Annotated in this window: 14 protein-coding genes; 3 read left to right on the plus strand and 11 right to left on the minus strand. The window is 42.6% G+C overall.

Annotated features, from left to right (window positions below; all coding sequences use genetic code 11):
* Positions 1 to 7: 7 nt before the first annotated feature.
* Together JYE49_RS10960 and JYE49_RS10965 are read right to left on the minus strand one after the other, a co-directional pair.
* Positions 8 to 4,825 carry a hypothetical protein gene (locus tag JYE49_RS10960; RefSeq protein WP_093957455.1) on the minus strand — a complete coding sequence of 1,606 codons (4,818 nt, stop codon included), beginning with the start codon at positions 4,823 to 4,825 and terminating at the stop codon, positions 8 to 10.
* Positions 4,812 to 5,327 (minus strand): RNA polymerase sigma factor, encoded by a 516-nt coding sequence (locus JYE49_RS10965; protein ID WP_093957454.1) that lies wholly within the window; start codon positions 5,325 to 5,327, stop codon positions 4,812 to 4,814. The genes JYE49_RS10960 and JYE49_RS10965 overlap by 14 nt, the downstream gene beginning before the upstream one ends.
* 231 nt (positions 5,328 to 5,558) lie before the next feature.
* Between JYE49_RS10965 and JYE49_RS10970 the strand changes: the two genes are divergently transcribed.
* The 3 genes from JYE49_RS10970 (at position 5,559) to JYE49_RS10980 (ending at position 7,768) form a co-directional block, all read left to right on the plus strand.
* Positions 5,559 to 5,876: a hypothetical protein gene (locus tag JYE49_RS10970; RefSeq protein WP_093957453.1), complete on the plus strand. Its 318-nt coding sequence runs from the start codon at positions 5,559 to 5,561 to the stop codon at positions 5,874 to 5,876.
* 26 nt (positions 5,877 to 5,902) lie between these two features.
* A complete protein-coding gene (locus tag JYE49_RS10975; protein ID WP_093957452.1) occupies positions 5,903 to 6,187 on the plus strand; it encodes a hypothetical protein in 285 nt (94 codons plus the stop codon).
* A gap of 660 nt (positions 6,188 to 6,847) precedes the next feature.
* Positions 6,848 to 7,768 (plus strand): SH3 domain-containing protein, encoded by a 921-nt coding sequence (locus JYE49_RS10980; RefSeq protein ID WP_093957451.1) that lies wholly within the window; start codon positions 6,848 to 6,850, stop codon positions 7,766 to 7,768.
* Between the two features lie 139 nt (positions 7,769 to 7,907).
* On the opposite strand, the gene JYE49_RS10985 is transcribed toward JYE49_RS10980, so the two are convergent.
* The 9 genes from JYE49_RS10985 to essC all read right to left on the minus strand — a co-directional run bounded on the left by JYE49_RS10985 (position 7,908) and on the right by essC (position 22,019).
* The gene (locus JYE49_RS10985; RefSeq protein ID WP_093957450.1) at positions 7,908 to 9,998 is read right to left on the minus strand and encodes a fibronectin type III domain-containing protein; all 2,091 of its coding nucleotides are present in this window, start codon (positions 9,996 to 9,998) and stop codon (positions 7,908 to 7,910) included.
* 299 nt (positions 9,999 to 10,297) lie between these two features.
* Entirely contained in the window at positions 10,298 to 11,530 is a 1,233-nt protein-coding gene (locus JYE49_RS10990; protein ID WP_093957449.1) for a hypothetical protein, read from the minus strand.
* Positions 11,531 to 11,604: 74 nt separating this feature from the next.
* On the minus strand, positions 11,605 to 11,916 hold the full coding sequence (locus JYE49_RS10995; protein ID WP_093957448.1) for a hypothetical protein: 312 nt from the start codon (positions 11,914 to 11,916) through the stop codon (positions 11,605 to 11,607).
* 23 nt (positions 11,917 to 11,939) lie between these two features.
* Positions 11,940 to 12,251: a hypothetical protein gene (locus JYE49_RS11000; RefSeq protein WP_093957447.1), complete on the minus strand. Its 312-nt coding sequence runs from the start codon at positions 12,249 to 12,251 to the stop codon at positions 11,940 to 11,942.
* A gap of 36 nt (positions 12,252 to 12,287) precedes the next feature.
* Positions 12,288 to 12,572: a WXG100 family type VII secretion target gene (locus JYE49_RS11005; RefSeq protein WP_093957446.1), complete on the minus strand. Its 285-nt coding sequence runs from the start codon at positions 12,570 to 12,572 to the stop codon at positions 12,288 to 12,290.
* Positions 12,573 to 12,633: 61 nt separating this feature from the next.
* Positions 12,634 to 13,329, minus strand: a complete 696-nt coding sequence (locus JYE49_RS11010) for a hypothetical protein (RefSeq protein WP_093957445.1) — start codon at positions 13,327 to 13,329, stop codon at positions 12,634 to 12,636.
* Positions 13,326 to 14,651 carry a hypothetical protein gene (locus JYE49_RS11015; protein ID WP_093957444.1) on the minus strand — a complete coding sequence of 442 codons (1,326 nt, stop codon included), beginning with the start codon at positions 14,649 to 14,651 and terminating at the stop codon, positions 13,326 to 13,328. Before JYE49_RS11015 ends, JYE49_RS11010 begins: the two co-directional genes overlap by 4 nt.
* A 14-nt stretch (positions 14,652 to 14,665) precedes the next feature.
* Positions 14,666 to 16,963 carry an Mbeg1-like protein gene (locus JYE49_RS11020; RefSeq protein WP_093957443.1) on the minus strand — a complete coding sequence of 766 codons (2,298 nt, stop codon included), beginning with the start codon at positions 16,961 to 16,963 and terminating at the stop codon, positions 14,666 to 14,668.
* Positions 16,964 to 17,480: 517 nt separating this feature from the next.
* Positions 17,481 to 22,019, minus strand: coding sequence for a type VII secretion protein EssC (gene essC / locus JYE49_RS11025; protein ID WP_304582872.1), 4,539 nt, complete (start codon positions 22,017 to 22,019; stop codon positions 17,481 to 17,483).
* Between the last annotated feature and the right edge of the window lie 8 nt (positions 22,020 to 22,027).

Genomic DNA, 22,027 nt, shown 5'->3' on the forward strand with positions numbered 1-22,027 from the left:
TTTGGTGTTATTCCCTGGTAACGGATTGGGAGAATGTCAGTTTGTGTGCCATGAGTTCCGTTGTGCCTTCCCTGTAATCAGAGTACTTCACGGAGAAGCCAACCTTTCCCTCCGCCAGCTGCGCCTCGGTCACGGTCCATTTTCCAGTCCATTCCTTCGTTTCCCCAGCGGCGAAATCCGCTTCGCTGTATTCCGCAACCTGATTTCCGTCAGGATCATACAGGATCACCGGTCCGGCCAATGTATCCCCGCTGACGTTGGTCAGCTTAATGGTCACGTCAATGGTTTCCGGCCCGCTGAGCTTATCCTTTCCCAGCTCCATATCGACCCTTACGGGTCTTCCGCTCCGCGCGGCGGGAGCCGGAGAAGGAACGGCCTCCTGCGCGGGAGCTTCTTCCTTGGTGATGAACTTGGAGACACTGAGTTTAAACTTTGTTAAACTCTCTTCGCGATCTATGTAGTCAGAGTATTCCACATAGAAAGTAATTGTTTCATCCTTCAGCTGCTCTTCGGTCACTGTCCACTGTCCGGACCATTCCCTGGTTTCACCGACGTCCAGGCCGTTCCTGCCGAATTCCTCAATGATCTTTCCGTCCGGATCGTACAGGGTCACGGACTCCTCCAGCTTCCGCCCGGAAACGTTGGTCACCCCGATTTTTACGTCGATGGCTTCCGGTCCGCTGAGTTTGTTCTTTCCCAGCTCCATTGAGACTTTGACAGAATTTGCCATCATATCATCATAGAAATCGCCATAATAAACAGGGATCTCATGGTTGCTGATCATGCTCATCGGTATTGTCGCTGACAGGTAAATATGTCCATAATCACCATGCGTGTTTTGAAACGGTGAAGAGATACAGGCTTCCAGGCTGAGCCTGTCCAGTTCTTCCGGTCCGCAGTTCAGGATCACTTCATACCGGTCTTTGCAGTAATCGCTGTCAAGCCAGACCACCGGGCTGTATTCCGTTTCGACGTTTACGATCTTTCCGGTATCCATGTCCCTGGCAATTATCTGCAGGTCAAAGGACGGACTGTGGAAAGCATCGTTCTCATCGCGCGCCTTTTTGCTGCCCTCATCCTTGATCTGGATATGCAGCTGGCCGTCTATCCAGCCGATGCCGGTCAGTACGGCGTCTTTCGTTCCCAGGTGGATATTCAGGGGACTGCCGGTATCCAGCACCTTGATCTCTTCCGGCACACCCACATGCACAGCATGATCGCGGGAGATCATCCCTTCTTCGGTTTTTCCGTATTCCTGCAGGATCGGCTTCAGGTCTGTATGATATGTCTTCGAAATCTTCAGGTCCGATAATCCGGTGGAGAGATACAGATCCTCCAGCTTCACATCCTCATATGGATAGTAACACTTATACCTTCCGAGATAGGTAGCCGCGCCAGTCCCCGCATCCATTTCCAGGCAAATGGGGTCCTGTATGGATTCAAGCATGAACTGTTTCTGAAAATCACCTGTATACAGGTATGCAAACCATTTCGTGCTGTAATCAAATCCTGCCTGTTTGCCTTCCGCAGCCTGTAAAGAATACTCCAGCCAGCATTCGCCATCCTTTACCAGGCCGGCAACAACTTGCAGGATGACCCAGTCCGGCTGTTCCGAAGCGCTTCCCACCGGACGCAGTTCCTTCAGGATACTGTCGATATCCGGTTCCTCCCTGGATTCCCGGACTTCCTCAACAGTGTCCGGCACAGATTCTGTCCTGGTAATACTCATGATATTGAAATCAGTCTCATCCACACCGACATACCACAGCCCGTCCCCGGCTTTTTTCATTGTGAAATGGACATCATACGGGATAATATTTCCTCCGGGTGTCCGGATTTCCACTTCCATATGCACTTTTCGCGTGTTCGTATTCCCTGTCCCAAGGATCTCTTCGGACAAAAGAGCTTTCGGTGTACCAAATTCCAGCACGTTATCTGCCAAACTCCCGAAAGCGCTGCCTTCTTTCACGGGCATACACAGGGCCAGCATGCCTTCTTTGTCCCTGTCCATCCAGCAGTTATAGAACAGATTCGCACGGTCGAAGACTTCCTCGCTGACAGAGTCGTTTCTCCGGAGTTCCTCTTCCTCGGCAGCCTTCTGCTCCGCCTGGAGCATATCAGACATGATTTGCTCAATGCTCATGCAGCTGATATACCACTGTCCGTCTGCTTCTTTCGTCTCTGTGATATCGACAGGATACAGGATCTCCTGGCCGTCCCTGTGCCGGATTGTCAATTCACAGGCAGCTCCCCGGGCATCTTCTTCCGGTGCGCCATAGAGCCGGCCGATTTTCCATTCGATCGGTTTGTACCCGTCTTTGACCATAAACTCCACAGTCGCCACGTGGCGTTCATCATTCCTCATGGAGGGCTGGCACAGTGCCAGCATGCCTTTTGTATTTCCCTTATTCCAAAGGGTCAGGAAGTCCGTGATCCTGTTCACAAAAGGCGGGATCTCTTCCGCTTTCGCCTGGCTGCCTTTTTCATTTCCGGTCAGGATGAGATCCTTGTCCGTAATGCTGTACGGCGGGTCCACGGTGATTTTGGTATCCCACATTTTATGTGGTTCAAAATACCAGAGGCCGTCGGTTTCCTTTTTCGCTGTGAAGCGGAAGAAACCGTCCTCGTCTTCCGACTGCATGGAGATGCTGCATCCCACTGTCACAACCGGCAGTCCGCTTTCCTTTACCCACTTGATCTCCCAGTTCTTCGGCGTCCGGTTTTCCAACAGCTGGTTCAGCTTGTCCCATTCACTCCTCCACGGAGTAGTACACAGTGCCAGCAGACCGTCTTTATCCTTCTTCTGCCAGCAGGTCAGGAACTCATCCAGGCGGCCGGACAGGGTAGTGTGCCATTCATCTTCCGGTAAGGGAGCTATACCGTCCGCCGTTTTGGCATAGCTGTTTGCAATTTCATCAATGCTCGCGGGAATGATGTACCACTGTCCGTCTGACTCTTTCTTTACCACGATATCCGCAAGGTTCATAACCTTGCTGCCATTCGGCGACCAGTGAATTCCCTCGCAGGCCGCGCCCCGGACGTCATCTTCCGGCTTTCCGTAAAGCTGGCCGATTTTCCATTCCAGCGGTGTTCCGGGCAGGCTCTGCAGATAGATCATGAAGTTCTCATAACCCGTGTCTCTCATATCCGGCGGGCAAAGCGCCAGCATACCTTCCTTATCGCCTTTACTCCAGCAGGTATAAAATTCGTTGATCCTGCTGACAAAGGCCGGGATCTCCCCTGCTTTGACGGTACTGCCCGTCTCATTGGATGACAGGATGACATCCTCATCCTTCATGTTGAACCAGACGCTGTAAACCGAATTACCTTCTCCCAGTCCGGCCGGTTCAAAATACCAGAGGCCATCCGCTTCCTTTTTCATTTTAACGAGATAGAAACCGACGTCGGCCTCCGACTGCATACGGATTTCACATCCCACCGTCACAACCGGCCATCCTTCACCCTTTATATCGGTGACCTGCCAGCTTTCCGGAATACGGTTATCCAGGATCTGTCTCAGCAGCGACTGTTCACTTCTCCAGGGCTCGGTGCACATGGCCAGCATGCCGTCCAGCTCTTTCTGCTGCCAGCAGGTAAGGAAGTCGTGTACGCGGCCCTTGATCGCGTTTTGCCATTCGTCATCGGTTTCTGCGGCTGTTTTTTCTGCCGGTTCAATTTCCGGGCAGATCGTGCTCAGCGGGAGATTGACGGTCCAGTCATCCTGCACAACGTCTACCAGCACAGAATAATTCAGGATCAGCGAAACTTCATCGTAATTATCCGGTCCGCAGGCCAGGATTTCCTCATACTGATTCGTGGCAACGCCGGCTTTGCCAGACCCTGTCAGCATCGTGTAATCCACACCGTATTCCGCTTTCGCGGGATCGATATAATCACCGCTGATCCATACGTCGCAGGCCTGGTCATACCATTTTCCGTTTTTACTGAGGCCTTCGCCCGTATACTCAATCCGCACATGCAGCTGGTTGTCAATCCAGCCGATGCCGGTCAGCAGCATGTCATCCCGGCCCAGGGGAACGCTCAGCTTTTCATCCGTGTCCAGGATTTTTTGCTCTCCGCCGTAAACCTTGGTGATTTTGCCTTCCTGCGGCTTTGCGTATTCCTGAATATACGGATGCAGATCTATTGCAGCACGCTGCACAATGCGCATATCCCTGATACCCAGGGTGATCTCCCGATCCTCGCCCTGAATCTTCCGGGAATGATGATCCCCGATAATATACTTATTCCTATACGCTTCATCCGCGTTCACATCACAGGTTGTTATTTCATTCACGTTCCTGGACCCATCCGCCGCACCATCTTCCGGACAGATCGTATTGATTATCCTGTCCGGCTCCATCTCAAGGCCGGGATATTTGTTGTCCAGATCCTGAATGGTATATTGTACAGAGGATTCATTGCCCGTTGCCAGACCGGCAACAACATTCACACAGATTCCCTGCTTTTCACAGCTCAGATTCACAGGCTGTAACGAGTCTTCATCGCTGGTATTCCCCACCAACAGATCGCCGGTGCCTTCTCCCTGGCCGACGGATAATGCGGTCACGATGGGCTGTGCGGTATATTTGTCCTTATCACGGATCGGATCCGGGCCGCCGGGTTTTCCGGTCAGGGCCGCGATGCCAATGCCAAAGACCAGCAGCAGGGCCACGGCGGCAGGCATCAGCCTGCGCGGGCTGTATTCCCTGCGGGCGGCTTCGGCGTTCCGGATTTTCCGCAGCACATTCCGGGTGTTTGCGTCCGTCCATTCTGTATTCCGGACCCGTTCATCCAGGGTCTTTTTCATATCAATCTTCTTCATCGAAATACCATCCCTTCAGATTCGCCTGCAGGATTGCCTTGGCCTTGCGGATACGCGTATTCAGCGTATTGACGTTCGTACCCAGCGTCATCGCCGCTTCCTGCAGTGACAGCCCTTCCCAGTAGCGGAGCACCAGCGCGCTCTTCAGCTGGTCGGGCAGTGCCTGTACCGCGTTCCAGACCGTGGGATCATAATCCGGCGGCAGCTCCGCTTCCCGGGTCGTGGTTTCTTCCGCCGCGTGCGCGAAAACGGATCTGAACCAGGAGCCGCGCTGCATGCTCCGGCAGGTATTCACGGCGATCCGGCTGAGCCAGGTCTTCTCCGAGCATTCCTTCCGGAAACCGGCGTAATGCTTCCAGGCTTTGAAAAATGTTTCCTGGGCCGCATCCTCAGCCAGGAAAGAGTCATTCAGCAGGCACAGGCACAGGCGCCTTATGTCTGTACCGTATGTGGTCATCAGATGAACAATTGCCTGTTCATCCGATGCGGGTGCATAGGACATTCTTTATCCCCCTTCCACATATACAGACGCACTGCCGAACAAAAATTGTTTTGGCATCTGAAGAAAATTGCAAAAGGAATTATATCAGAACAGAAACGGCCGTGACAGGCATCCGGCGCAGGATTTACACCATTGTTACACCGCCGTGATGACTCGTTAATCTGCCCCGTGCTATATTCATTATGACGAAGAGGATCAGTACTGTGTGACAAGATGCGGAGGTGCAGTCAGATGTTCCTTGTACATCCTCAACCAGAGAACAAACCCGAGCAGGGATACGCTGTACGCCCCGCCGGAATCCTGTACCTGCGGGAGACAGAACGGTTCGGACGCCGCAGTCTCCTGCTGTTTGTATCCGTGACGCTGTGTTACCTGCTCTTCCGTGATCTTGGCGCCCAAAGCATGATTCTCTGGTGTTTAGTCACCGGCATATTCACGCGCGTTGTCTTTTCTCTTCCAGGCTGGATCCGCAGGTTGATACTGTACCTGAAGGTATCCCGCCTGTCCCGTAAGGCATCCCGTCTTTGCGGAGAACTGGAAGAAGAATAATATACAGGATAAGGGGGGAAAGCCAAATGCTTTCCAAAAAGCACCTGACAAACAAACTGATGTATGCACCCCATGCCTTCCTTGTGCTTGTCTGCATCTTCCTGAGTATATATCTCTTCCATGATTATATGATCCAGAGTCCGTGGCTCTTTTTACCGTTCGCCGGGTTAGTCACAGGTGCTGCCTTCGGCCTGCTGTACCTGATCCATAGGGCCATCCGAAAAACCAGTGATAAGAAGCAGGGCGAAGAACAAAAAAATGGTCATCCAAGAACTCAAAGAAGAAAGATACCAACTGAAATATCTTCATAAAGCAATGTGTCTTTCCGGTTCCACGTACAATTACAAAGTCTCAAAAGTAGACGTGGTAAAAAATCGAAGCAGTCGCATGTGTAATCAGGGAAATCTTTGAATACAACAAAGGTCAATACAACACCCGAAAAGCACACCACGAAGTGATCAACAAAAGCAATAAGATAAACCATAAAAGATCCAGCGATAAATGCACTGCATGAATCTTATATGAAAGTGTCCGAAAAAAACCATTTTAACAAGGAGAAGTTGGAAAAACAGCAGATAATCTCATTAATGACATAATTAGATATTATATAAAAAACATAGACGTAATCATTTTACTATGATATTATTCAATCAATTAGGAAACTATGTTGTATTCCATTGTTATAACTATAATGAAACTTAAAATAGGTACATTATTTAGAATCAAAAATGCTTTTTCTGTCGGTTTGTACTATAACAAATTATAATATTGGGGGTAATAAGGATTGTACAATAAATGTAAACACGACAATCACAGTATTCTTTAGGGAAAACGATTATGTTTTTACGGAGTTTCCCTGTGCGCAAAGTACAGTTCATATATGGTTGCCAATAAGTGACATCATATTTTAATAGGATTTGATTGATTGGATGGATGAGCGTTCTGTGACATATGAAAGGAAGTTGCGGGCTATGAAGAATAAACGGATTGTTGCTTTTGCTGTCGTGTTAGTTTTTCTATTCTCATTTACCTCATCGCATGCCACAACCAGTTCCGAGAAAGAAAATACTTATAATGCAGCCGTCATGCAGTTGGAAAATTATCTTGAATCCATCAGTAGTAATACTGTTGATCTTGAGGGAGCTTTATCTACATTCAATGAACTTGGCGGTTACTCAAAGAGCTTACAATTTGGTTACTATGTTCAGATATTGATAAAAATCTCACAAGGAGAATATGATCTGGAACTGGACAACCTTCTTTCCATGCTACAAAATAATGAAGGATTCAAGAATTACCTTGTAGATATGCGTAATGATTCATCTATTGGAACAATCGATGAAATAGAAGCATATGCACATGCACGAGAAGCAGAATACAAGGGACAGACAGAACAAGCCAAGGAATACTATAGGAATTGTTTGGATTTTTATGATTCTTCGTCTCGTTATTATGCTCTTGTAAGTTTGACTGATAAACAAACATATGAAAATGCGCTAGAGCTAATGAGATCGGGAGATTTAGCAGGAGCGTATTATGCCTTTAAGGAAATTGAACGATATAATGATAGCTCGGATAGAATGGCTGCTATTGAACGGCAACTAGGGTACAAGCCATTGTCTCCAATTGATAATTGGCAACCTGCTTCTGAAGTATCACAAGCAACGACACAAATAGGAATTGTAACTGTCCAAGGAGTTATGGCAAACAGTGATGCCCGATTAGTCCGAACGCTTCCTAATCCGGACAGTGATCTGGTTGCCAGAGTGTACGATGGAGAACAATATCCATGCTATGATGTGGCGAATGGCACAAATGGCAAAACATGGTATAAGATCCTTGTTAACGAAAGTTGGGGATGGATATCTTCTAGTGTATCAACATTACAATAATACTAAATATACATCTGTCGGATACATAACAGAAGCATCTGTATCTTTCTGTCAGTTTCATGCATTTATAGAGCGCTTATATATACAATACCCTCCTTACTAGTTATCCAGTAAAGAGGGTACGCATCATTTCCGGAAATTATGGTTTTCGTTCGATAAATACTTCCTGGTTTTGAATAGTGATTGTTTTTCCCGAGTTCTCATAAAACAATAAGCTTGGATCAATAGTATTATATTTAGAATATCCCTCAGTAATTTGCCCCGTATCGTTGTTATTAAGAACAATCCCAATATGTGTATTCTTTTCCAGTTTCCCCATCACTTGGATCGTTTTCTTCTTTCTAGAGAACAAATCATTCCCGCTTTTTGAAGTATTGTCATCTATAGCCAGATAGCCTTCTATAGCCATCATGCCATCATAGTTATATATTCCGCCCCCCGCATTAGAAGCTTGATTGTTTTGTATCTTATTGTTCTGAGAAAAACTAATGCGTCCAGTATCTATATATAGACCTCCGCCTCTTCGATTTGCCTTATTGCCTTGTATAGTTACATCTGTCATGGTCAGCAATGCATATACCCCTTGCTTACTATTGTTTCCATGAAATATAGCACCACCACAAGATGAAACTGAATTGTCTTTTATTATGCTCTTAGTAATTGTCATGGTTCCATGGCTTGCGATTCCTCCGCCATTTACAGCATCTCTATTTTCGCAAATCTCAGTATTGTTTATAGTAGCATCACCATCTGACCAAATGCCAGCACCACCGCCTTTACATGTATTGTTTTCAATTCGACATTCATCAATTGATATTATTCCATGACTATATATGCCGCCTCCATCCTTTGTTGCATAGTTCTTGGAAATAACGGAAGCACCTCGTACTTTTAGCACTCCACCTTTTTCCACATAGATAGCGCCACCATGATAGGCTTGGTTCCCTTCAATGTTTACACCATCCACAACAAGGGAACCATAAATAATGATTCCACCGCCAAGGTTTTTAGTGTTTCCTCCAGTAATTGTCCCTTTTCCCGTTCGATCAACAATCGTTAATGAACTACCTTCCAAAACAACTATGACCGATCCTTCATCCACTGCTTTAGAGCACGCACGATCTATAGTATGTCCATTTAATTCTATCGTAATTGGGATCTCCCCACTGATCGTAATAGGTTTCTCGTTATCTCCCCCAAAAATATTATTGTCTAAAACATAGGTAGTACCATTTGAAGCTGTTTCAATTGAATGTTGCAACTCTCCCCAAGTAGTGACTGTATGTGTTGGGGTTGATTTATTTGTAGGTTGATTGTTTAGAATGGCTCCCTCAGCCTTTATTTTCCCAACAATAGATACCACTTTGAAATCATAAGTATTTCCTTCTATAAGATTATGAATTATTATTTCTCTCTCTGTAGTGTTTCCGAAGTATGTCCAATCATTGCTTGTTGAGTTCTTAAAATACACCTCATAGGCCGTTGCATGTCTTGCTTTACTCCAGGAAATTTTAATCTCTGTAGGTTTTGATTCTATAGCCTTTAGGTTTTTTACTGGCTGAAGATTATCAGTTGGCGATACAGGCTTATAACCAAGTTGTTTTTCAATTGCAACCATTCTATCAGAACTGTCACTATACCGCTCAATAGCTTGAAAAGCATAATATGCCCCTGCATAATCTCCTGTATTCATAAGATCAAGTCCTTTATCATATGCCATTTGATCTGCAGAACTAACAAGAGCATAATAATGTTGCGAAGCATCATAAAACGTTATGCAACTCCTATAATGCTCTTGCGCACTTTCGTTTTCGCCTTTATACTCTGATTCACGCGCATGAGCATATTCCACAAGTTCATCAATCGTACCTATAGATGAATCATTTCGCATGTCAGCTAAATAGCTTTTGAAACCCTCATTAACTTCAAGCATTGATAGAAGGTTATCCAATTCCAAATCATATTCTTCATTGTCAATTTTTGCCAAAGCAGAAATGTAATAACTGAAGTGAAGGCTCATTGAATACCCACGAAGCTCATTGAAGGTAGAAAAGATTCCATCCAATTCTGTGCTATTATGATTGAGTGATTCGATATAAGTTTCCAATTGCACAATAGCGGCATTATAATTACTCTCTTTTTCCAAACTGGATAAAGCATGTGCGTCAATTAACGAAAATAAAAGCATTACAAAAACAGCCCATGTTATAATGCGTTTTATTATCTTCATAGGATTCTATCTCCCCCTCAAAACAAAGCAGCAGGCAAATTATAGTTAAGGATCAACTGTAAATGTTTTTCCACTCACTATATAACCATAAACTATGGAAATCAGTGTGTATTATCCTGCAGGTATTTCTCTATACGTTGAATATATTTCACTAAAGCAAATAGGCTTGTCCTGACCCCATGTTATGATGAGGCTATTGAGAATAAAAAACTAACACGACAGTAAAAGTAACAATCCGTTTATTCTTCTTTGCCCGAAACTTATGTCACAGAAGGCTAATCCACCCCATCAATAAAGCCCTATTTAAATAAGATGTCGCTTATTGGCAACCACATACGGACTGTGCCTTGTGCACAGGAAAACTCTGCAAAAACATAATCGTTTTCCCTAAAGAACGCTGTGATTGTCGTGTTTGCATTTATTGTACAATCCTGATTACGATTAAATGAATCATTAGGTCCCCATAATGGAGTAATTATTTGGGTTGTTACTCCTTCAAAAGACTCCAGAGCGGAAATCTGCGGAATACTATCCGAAACATTTACAGCATTCTGTGGCAGATACGCATATCTTTCAAAAGCTGTAGAGTAAACTATATCAGCATATACCCATCCATTTTCAACAAAATATACTGTGAGTCTATTAGAATGCTTACTGTCTGTTTTGAATCCACCGGCACTAGCGCCTTTTGCATAGTTGTTTCCCGGTCCGTATTTGGAAAACCAACGGCCCTCATGTGTTTTGAGTTTGGCACTAATGCCTGGATAACTCTGAGATAGAACCGGTATCAATTCTATGGTATCAGGTGCTTCTGTAGGAGTAGAAATCACCACTTCCATAGCCTCAGGTGTGGGCACTTCTGTAGGTACTGGTGTCTCCTGAGCAGGATCATAGCCAAGCACTTGAACTATATAATCCATACGCTGGATACTATCATCATATCCATTAATTTCAGCAAAAAGGCGATATGCACTGACTAATTCATTATTGTTCATCAATTCTCTAGCTTTGGCATATTTTGAGGCATATTCACCCATTGCAAGAGATTTGTACCGATCACTTGCATCATAAAAATTGATTGAATTCGCATAAAAAGTAATAGCTGCTGTGATGTCGCCATTTTGTTCTGCTTCTCTACCTTTAACATAATTAAGCATTTCAGGCACAGAAAGAATACTCAGACTATTAATATCATTATGTATGTACTCCTGAAAGCTTTCATTTTGCTCCAACATATTGATCCAAAACTTGTAATCGAAATCAAAACTTCCTTGAATCGCCTTCAAGAGCACGTTTGTAAAATAATTAAACCCTTTACTCATCTTATAGCTTTGTAATGAATCAAAAGAGGCAATAATCTGCTCTAATTCAGCAGCAGGCCTACCTGGTGTTTGCAGCCAGCTCTCCAATTGATGAATTGTTGCATTATATAGTTCTTCCTTTTCCATGCTGGATGCATCTGCAATTGACACACCTGCAAAGAGTATCATTACTATCAATAAGATGGATATCATGCCTTTTATCTTATTCATACAAATCCTTATTCCTTACCCGAAGCAAAATTTTTCATACGACATCACAGCATACCATAGAACATGGCAAATTCTTATTTATTGTATGCATCCTGAATCTGTTTTGTAATACTGACTTCCACTTTTTCGTTACTGCTATAATTCCCGCTGGCATTGTCAAGCAGGCCCTTTACTCTTGCAGCAAAATCGATCACATCGTCGAAGTTATCCACCGCCTTTGCAAGCTGTCCGAAAAAGCTATCTGCTGTGCCGCAGATCCATGCACTCCGAGCTTGTTCCAAACTCTCCCGCATAGTCTGCTGGATCAATCCCAAATCTTTTTGCGCAGCTCCAATTATTGCCGAAGCAGTATTTATCTGTGGTATGGATACATCAAATTCAGCCATAAAACCACCATCATTTAATCAATTTATTTAAAAGCATTCATCACTTTATCCATAACGGTTTTTGTTGACGTCTCAGTTTTATCCCAATTCTGTATTATTTGCTCAAGAAGTGTAGCAAATCCATCCACATCTTTTTCAAGTTCGTTAAAACGATCCTGCATATTCGCAGCAATTCCCTGCAGATTATCGGCAGCATCACTTTTCCAACTACTTTTCAGATTACTAACCGAGCTGGATATGTTGGATAGTTTTCCCTTCATTGTGCTTTTCTGTTCACGAATAACGCCCAATACTCTTACAGCTTCATCAAGCGAAATACCAACATTATTAGCCATAATCAAAAACCTCTCTTTCTTTACTGCTTTTTAAGATTAGACCATATTTGCCTTAATCGTGTTTTCATAACTAACAGCTGCTGTCTCTAAAGCTTCTGCGCTTGCATCAAGTTTTTTCTGCATTGTTTCAAATGATTCACGATAAGACTCGATCTTAGAGATGTACGCTTGTCCATCCTCACTTGTAAAGCTCTTCCCCAGATTGTCTACTGTTTCAAACAGTATCCTTGATGCAGAACCATAGCTAGCTGCATCATCCTTGATTCCACTCGCCGTTGATTTGATCCTTGAAGTGTTTCCGATGATCTCTCCAGATGCCATTGATAAACCCTCCTTCTCATAATAACAGTGTAACAACTGTTTTCAACCCATTTTTGTTTTATTACTCCGCATCACCAATAGTCAGTAAAAAATCTCTAACCTGCATACCATCAATCTGAATAGTAATATGCCACAATCCGGAATCCCAAGCAATCACCTCCTCATAAAAATCATCCAGATTTACATAAACAGTTCCGCTTTCTATTAATTTACACACCCGATTTCCTGATACTATTTTCCCCCCTTTAGGATCTGTTATGATTAATGTCATTTCCTCCTCTGAATTCTGACTCTGGCTGTATATCAATTCAGCAATGAGCGCCTTTGATTTGATTTCACTTAAACTAGCCTTCAGTGAGTGAATTCTGTATGCCTGTGAATAATGGTCAATATTCTCACATACTGTGCATAAAAATGTTGGATCTTTCTCGAAATATTCTCTGTCGACCAATATAAGAGAACTGTTTTTCAGCGTAAATCCATGCTCAGAGTATTTCGGTTCAGGCGTTGGATTTACACCACCTCCACCCCCATCATTATCTTGCAAAAGAATAATCAACAAACATATACCAGCAACCAGAACCACTATAGCAATAATCCACCATGGAATCTTAGGTTTTTGCGGATCATCATTATCATGATGATCTTCAGGTTGTTCTATACCTGTATCATCATGTTTGAGCATAATGTCACCAGGTCGTGCGAAACCGCCCGTCTCAATTTTACAAGCTTTATCCTGCTCTGGCACAATAATCACCTGCCTTCAATACTGAAATTATATTCGGCACAAATCTGCCCATCAATATACAATTCATACCGATACGAATCAGTTTTCAGATTATAAGGTGAATTCACAAACTGCTGCATCAAATTGTCAAGATCCATTGTTATCATAAACATCTTCTCATTAATAACCAAATTGTTTTCCTCTGTCTTTTTCACTCCATTATTTTCACTTCTGAGCACCGACATAACAGAAATTGTTGTATCTTTTTCACCGGTATATTCCATTGATACAATAAAACAGAAAACCGTATTCTCAAGTAACAGAGAACTGATAGTGTAATCTTCCGGTGATATAAACAATGCTGGTTTCTTGTTATATAGTTTCTCGAATGACTCACCGGAATACTCCAGTACCTGCTTATCAATTCCAACTAATGAGATATGCCTAAAACGAATATCTTGTCTGCTCATCCGATCTGCAGCAGGTATAGAAAAAGAGCAGTTGCTTAAGACATCGCAGTTTGTTGAGTCCATAACCGTAACAGTATAATTGGTCCCTGGTATCAAATCAGTCAGTTCAAATGACTGGTTCGTACAATCAAATCTTAAGATTTCATCAAGAGAATTACTCTCACAGACAGACACCGTGTATTCTTTTCCTTCATCTGTATCAGTCCAAGAAATGGTTTCGCCATTCACCGTGGCATGATAATTTAGGACTATCGTTCGTTCCAACTGTGCAATCAGATCTCTGCACTTTTTTGCATAAATCGGAGCATCTTTATATTCTTCCATGGAGCTGAATATATTCAAGCAAAGATTCAATGAAGCACTATCCTTGTTTTGAGTTGCGTTTTCATAAATACTTACCGCATCCAGGTATCTAGCTTGTTGTTCTTCTGCGCTAATTTTTCTAAGACAGTCCTTCATCCTACTGATACTATCGGTCTCTGGTAATGATGAAGCAGTCGTATAGAATTCGATAGCTTCATCGTAATGTTGTTTTTGTTCACATAATCTGGCCATTGCGTATGCGTACCACAAGGCACTGTTATTGAAGTCACTGAGCCCTTTGAACAAATATGCAGCCACCTCAAAGTTTCCTCTCCCTATTTCGCTTTGCGCCATTGAAAACCGGTAATACATATCGGTATCTTTATATGTGGCAAGGGCTGTATTAGATTCGTAAGCACTTATAACATCATCATACTTTTCCAATTCAAAAGAAATAACCAGCGAATCATAAATCGAACCAATATCAATACCTGAAACAATGGATTCTCCACCCGCATAGCTCATGAATAACAAAGGGATCAATAAAGCAATAGCAGCTATTCTGTGTATCTTCTTCATTGCCAAGCTTCCCCCTAAGCAAAATCCAGATTAATATTCTGGAATTTTTCAATGGTAGTCTCCTGATAGCTACTGTATTTCTCTGCAATCTGAATCAAACTATTAAAACTATCACCCAGAGCTTGTGAATACTCCTTGCATTTTTCTATTGGAGCTGGAACAGCGCCTTTGATAGAATCATAATCATCGCCTTTCCAGAAACTTCCAAGATCATTCACTCCCGACTCAATATTACCCAGTTCTTTGTTGATCAATTCCTGGCAGCTAGCGCCCTTTCCTGCAGCAGCACTTAATCTTGATGGATAAACAGTAAAAATCCAATCGCCGCCATTATCTGCAATTATCTTTTGTGAATCAACCGCTATCTCTTTTACTATATTGTTCGCCTTACTAAGGCTCAGAGCAGCTCTGTCAAAATTACGAACCCCTTTGAACCAGCAATGTACTTGTGCATCGGCACTTGAAACCCCACTCCATTTTTCCGTTTCTTCCTCGTCTGCGCCAAGTCCCTCAGCGATCGCTGCACGAAGTTTTCCTTGGAAATGATGCAGCATGCTCTGATAATCCGAATATGCCGCACTCATATAATACTGTGCTTCCTGCAACTTATTTGCTGCTTCATAAATCAGATTTACCGATACGTCGATCATTTCCCCACGAGGACCATTAATATAATCATATCTTTCCTGTTTCTTTTTCTGAGCCCTTTTAATTGCCTGATAATTCAAAAAATACTCAATGGCGCGAAAAACAGCCCCAACAATTGTAACAACCAGTTTGACTGACTTTACAGCAGCATAAATAACAGCAATAACCGGCGCAGCTTCCGGAAATATCGCTGCCAATACCAAGCATGAAACTTTAGCAACAGTTAATGCAGTACCTATCTCGCCGCATATATCTGCAACCTCTTTGCAGTATCCTCTAAACAAGTATTCATCTTCAGAAAGCTGAGTACTGGCAATGTTATCCAGATGTGTCTCAAAATCGGCCTTAAACTCCTCAATAAGAGAAATATACTCCCCCAGTTCGGATTTAAGAAAACACTCGCCTTTGAGATTCCTGTTTTCATCTCCGCCGAGTTCCATAATCTTTCCAAGATAATATGAAACACGCTCTTCCGGAAGGACAGTTAAGAGAGCCTCAGCTACGTAAGGCGTTACTGCAGAGGCGGTTGTCCATGTTAACAAATCATGTCCGTCAGTCGTGACATAATTACCGTTTTCATCAATATACCATGTTATGCCTTCGTGATGATAGCAGTTTTCTTCCGCGCCAACACTGTTTGTTTTGATCACATCAATAACTTCCACATACTGGACTTCTCCAATACCAGTAAGTAGTTCACCAACCACAGAATCCGCAGGACGGATATTTAGTACTTTCCCTTCTATAGCGCCAATTTGCTGACTGTATCTGGTCATGAAAGCTTGAGAATAACCAGGACCATCATTTGATACAATCCTCGTAATTTTGCATTGATTCTCCGGACTCAGCAGAATGCCAGTAGTAATGGCTTCACGTCCCCCCTGCGAATGACCTGTCAAATCAATACTCGTATATTCTTTTACATAAGTATCAACAACGGAAGCGACCCACATTTCTTCATCAGTTGGACGGCTTTCTACAAATTCGCCGTTTGTTTTCCAGTCATCGACCTTTCCGTTTGTCCCTTGAACAGATACAATTGCATGCCCGTCACCACTGTTGAATACAAGAACACGAGTAAGCTTACCATCGCCTGTATCTGTATTGCCGATTGAATGATCGATCGTCAGCCCAGAAAACCTTTGACTTTCAGACAATTCCTGCAGATACTGCCTGTCCACATTGCTTAACTGGTCTCCATGCTTCAGTAATTCTGTACAATATTCTTTGACACTAATGTTTTCTTTGTTTATTACCCTTTGATAATCCGCATCACTGCTCCATTTGGAGGCGTATGAAAGCTGTGAGAGAACATTATAATCAGCAGTGTTTAAATTTCTTCCGGTAATAGCTTCCTGATTGCTTTGCAGATATGCTGAAAAAGACGATGCACCAGATGTAACATCATACTTCAGCGTTTTATTATCTCCGCCTGTAACATAGGCTGCAGTATTCTTGGCAACTTTCGAGTTGTTCTTTATTGGATTGATGAACAGTGTCTCTGCTGCATCATGAAAAACCTCAAGAACTGCCTGTTGAGAAGGGGTGAGAATAATATTCTCGGTAACTTTTCCCAGTGTAGCAAACTCTTCGCCCAGTTCTTCAATACTTTTCTGGCCAATACCTAGCTGATATGCTGCCTCTGTATAAGTTAATCCTGCCATTATAATCACCTCTTCTGTTTGCTCATCACAGATTTCTCATATTTGATTTACAGGTGTTGATTTCCCTTTTAAAATCATTTATTTTATCCAACAGAAATTCAGTGCCGATTCCTTTCTCCTTATACAGTATTGTCTGAATTTCATTCAGACAATTAATGGCTTTCTGCAGATTTTCACATGCATCATTACGATTCCTTTTCCCTGAATTGCTTAATTTTATCAGACTGAAATCCATGATCATTCACTCCTTTTCCGCTATAGTAATAAGAACATATCGCCGTCTTTTGTTCCAATCTCGCGTATAGTCTTTGATCGATCCAATTCACTACCGTTGTCTGATGTCCATAATACAGGCGTTTTGCTAAGTGGGAGCATATCCTCACTTTGGCTTTTCACCAGTTTTGTGATTACCTGTGATGCCGTTCCTACTGTAAGATCGTAAGGAATTTTCATATCATATGATCGGTTGGCGATAGGAACGCTGATCCGTATCAATACCTTTTCTTTCACTGTGTTCTTACCTCTCTTCGATTAATTTAATCATCTTAGACTTTCCATGCCGGACAATGTATCCAAATTGTTCTCCGATATCCGGACCATACTTTACATCGTTTCTCAGAGCAGACTGCATCTGGATTCCATCCCCCAGCCATATTCCGTCCCGATCCGGCAACCGTTCATACCACATACGCATACTAAGTGTTGACAAGCGCTTCACATCCTGGGCGAGGATTACATACATACACATGTCAGTCCTGCCCATTTTCATTACTGCATCAAGCTTTGCAGTGGCGGCTTCTTCATCCTTTAAAAGATCATATGTCTGTTTAGCATCCACAACCACAAGGACAAGTTCAGAATATTCCGCGTTTTCTCCTTTACTCTGCTTCTCTTTGATCTCATTGTGTCTAATCACCGAAGCTTCATAAAGATCGTCAATCGCCTTCATGATATTCTGTATATTGTCACAAAGAATGTATTTTGATGAATGAGAATGCTGAACAGTCTTCGCAGCATCAAAGAAATAAACAGTTCTTGCTGTGTTACTAGCCAGTGCCTCAGCAAGCATCTGCAAATATGGTATTTCAGGTAGAGCATTATACAGAATAGGATATAGGTAAGTTTTAGTCAGATCTGTAAATGCAGGAAGCATGCCCTCTTTTTCTATACCTGTCGGCACTTTATCCATAGTTATTACTTCCGGACGACTGCAGACATCTTCCAGAGAAACATGTTCAGGAAGAATTCTGACTTTTTCGGCCGTATATCCAGTCCATTCTTCCGCCATGTCTTTGCCTAATTTCTGTATCCGCTGGTATCCATCAGATACATTCTGATCATAGATAAAACCGGTCTGAAACTCCAATACATCAGCGTTTTTGCAGATACCACTTCCAAGGCGGTTCATCGGTTCAACGCCATCGGTTTTCCCCAGAATATTACTGTATTCCATTCTGTCTGTTAACTGCAAGCATAATACTTGCTTGAAATTTTGGACAAATCTATATCTAAGCGCTGTTGATGAAATACTGGTAATCAGGAACCATATACCAAATCGTGTTCCTTCGCGAACCAGTCTGTATAGTTCATCTTCAATATCCGGATATGTTTCAAGTAAACCCGAAGTATTTTCAATAACAACCAAAACACTCGGCAAAGGAGTATCCGTCTCTTCCCTGTACAGATCAATATTACCGCCAAAGGTAGCAATTTTCTTTCTTCTGCTATCCATCTCGTCCGAAAGCATCCGCACAAAATTGTGAAGCTTTTCATCTTCACCGGATACAATTACATCCCCCACCTGAGGCATGTATGCGAACTTTCGACTTGATTCTGTAGCAAAATCAAGGCAATAGATATTCACTTCATCAGCTGTATGATGTTTACAGAGGGAATAGACCGCCGCATCAATCAGTTCGTGCTTCCCTGCTCCAGCAAATCCGTATATAATAGCATTTCCATCATCGTGGAAATTGAGTTGCAGAGGATACTGGTTTTGATTTCTGGGATCATCCACTAAGCCAACCACAGGATCAAGTCTGAAGCGGATATATTCGATATCATTCTGATCATCAATTGTATCCAGTAATACAATCTCAGGAAGAGGCGCTTTCCAGCTTTTCCTGGGCATCAGATTACTCTTTATCGCTGTTTCTTTGAGATAATCAACAATTGCATCTACCTGCTTACTCTTTTTTGAAATTGCTTCTGAAGACGGGGGGTTCCCTGATACAATAGTCTGCCCAATGTCATTCAGCAGTTCAAAACTTGTGTCTGGCTCTTCAACATAATGTGGCTTGGGATTAAGCACAGCCCCGCTCCATGCACTTTGTCCCATTTCAAACACTTCATTGAAGCCAACCTGTAAATAGAATCGGCCAGTTTTCGTCAACAATGCCGCTTCCGGACGACCTAAAATTTCCATACTATCGCTACGATCTTGGACTTTAAGACACACATGAAAACGTGCATTACTAGCAATTTGTGGATTAACTACACCTGTCGGTTTCTGCGTTGCTAGAATCAGATGGATCCCCAAGCTACGGCCGATACGTGCCATGCTGACAATATCTTCCATAAATCCGCTTTCCTGTTCCTTTAATTCGGCAAATTCATCAGAAACCAGAACCAGATGCTGCATTGGCTCTTCAATTTCACCATTACGGTACATTGCCTGATACTTATAGATATCCATGTTGCTGATATGCTTTTTTTCGCTTATTTCTTTGAAAACTATCTGTCTTCGTATAATTTCACTTTTAATTGACACAAGTGAGCGATGTATTCCCTGAGATCCACCAAGATTATCAATAACACCCACTACATGCGGAAGTTTTGCCAATGTATCGCTCATTCCACCGCCTTTGTAGTCAATAAGAATAAAGCCAACTTCCAATGGACTGTAGTTAATTGCCATAGATAGAATATAAGTAATTATGAATTCACTTTTGCCTGATCCTGTCATTCCAGCAATCAATCCATGCGGGCCATGATAATTTTGATGGATATCAAGGTTCAACAAAGATCCATACTTATCGATTCCGATCGGTGCGGCAAGTGTTTTAACCGGGTTTGAATTTCTCCATCTCTCACCCGCATTGATCTGTTCCACATTCCCACAGCGAAGCATATCAAACATGGTCAATAAATCTACAAGCTGTCCGTCACTTTCATCATCACTCAGATGAGTATTGAACAAATCAACCGCAAACTGCCTTGCTTTCTCTGAAGGAATTGAATCACACGAAAACAAAACAGGATCTCCCAGGTTGCGTATGCCTTTGTTTAATGTGCCTAGTTTTCCTTCCAGAACAATAACTGATTCACACTCTTTAGGAAGCTCATTTGCATTATTTGCTAGTGCAATCACTCTGACGTTTGAATTGCCTATGTTCTTCATTTTGCTTGTCAGAGCATAACACTGCTCACCCAATCGTGCATTAGCCAAAACAACAACACACATCTGTCCAATTTGCTTGTCATCAACCTCATCCAGGCTTATTGCTTCCAAATATGCTGAAATATTACGCATGGATTCTTTATCGGTTCCGATGGCTCTGAACTCTCTGTTATCACTCCAAATATGCGGAAACCATCTGGCAAATTCCCAATCTCTTTCTTCGCTTTTATCATATATAAGCACAAGTTTTAATTCTTTATAACTGTGGTAAGAACACAATTGCATCAAGGTTCCCTTGATCCACTGAAGTGATTCATCGTGCTCCGCAATAACGCCCAATATTCCGGCATCGCGTAAAGAAAACAACAAAGGAGTATCTTTTATAGAATAATCCTTCTTTTCCAAAGCTGATACAGCATCTTGCATATCATCTTCTTCCAAAGTGAAATTATGTTTAGGGAAGCTGACATTAACGGAAGAATTTAATCTTGCTGTTCCTAATCTTATTGTCAAGAAATCATTATGGAATGGCATACGGCTCCAAAGGATATCTTTCTTTTTTGTAATTGAATTTACCAATTCATCAGGTGTAAGATAATTTTTTATCAGTCGTGCTTTTTGTTCTTCTCCTGCCTTTTTTATTCTTTCATCAATTCTATTCAAGTAAGCAATATACTTTTCGTGTCTATTTTTTTCTTTTATTTCTGCTTGTTTGTTATTGTATTTTCTTGTCAGCACCGGCATAAGCAAACTGCCTGCAAACATTCCCGCAGCCATAAGTACCGAAGGCAAAACAGTCGAAATCTTTGCTCCGGTGACTTGTGCACTTGATATTGTATTCATAGCCATCATGATAGATGATACACTCATAAAAGCAGAAGAACCAACAGAAAAAATCAGTGGCATTTCTTCCTTCTGAACTTTGGGTGGCGGAGCGTCTATACTTATTGTTTCTCCATAATCATCATGAGCAGCACGCGGTGATCTATAATACAGAATATCAGAATCAGGAATAAGATGTTTGTTATATGGCTTTTCATCTCCGTTTTCCAAAGCAACTGTATAATTCAATAACGAGGGAGAAACCATTGCTTCCACGGCATAAGTATAAACACCGATAATGCCTTTTAAGTACACAAGGCGTAATCCATAGAGGTCAACTATATCACCATATTGAATTGGGCTATCTGTAATCTGTCGATAATTCAAATACACACCAACCCCATCAGATGACCCGCGTATACGTGACTGTTTTGCAGAAAGTACTATCTCAGCTTGTATAGAACCGATCCAGCGTTGGTTTTGACATGTTATATCGCAATTACTGTTTCCAATACGAAAGATCCCCGTCTGCGGCACATAGTAGAATGTCACTTCTTTCGTTCTGCAATTTGGGGCATTATTCTGGCATAACAATACATAATTGCTTTTATCACTTTTGATAACCAAAGTAAGGCCATCCTTCAGAACAATATCATCGTATTGCTTTCCATCCAGATAAATACTTCCCTCCGGAGTGGAAAATAGTCTCCATTCGATTGAATTCCCCTCAACATCAAGCAAACGAATCTTCTTTTCTTCAGACGAAGTATGGTAGATTGTAATCTGGCCTTCCGTGTCATGCGGCAATTCTGTTATTGACAAACCATCCGCCATTCCATATA

Origin of the sequence: Aristaeella hokkaidonensis (assembly GCF_018128945.1) — a bacterium.
In the GTDB taxonomy this organism is placed as follows: domain Bacteria; phylum Bacillota; class Clostridia; order Christensenellales; family Aristaeellaceae; genus Aristaeella; species Aristaeella hokkaidonensis.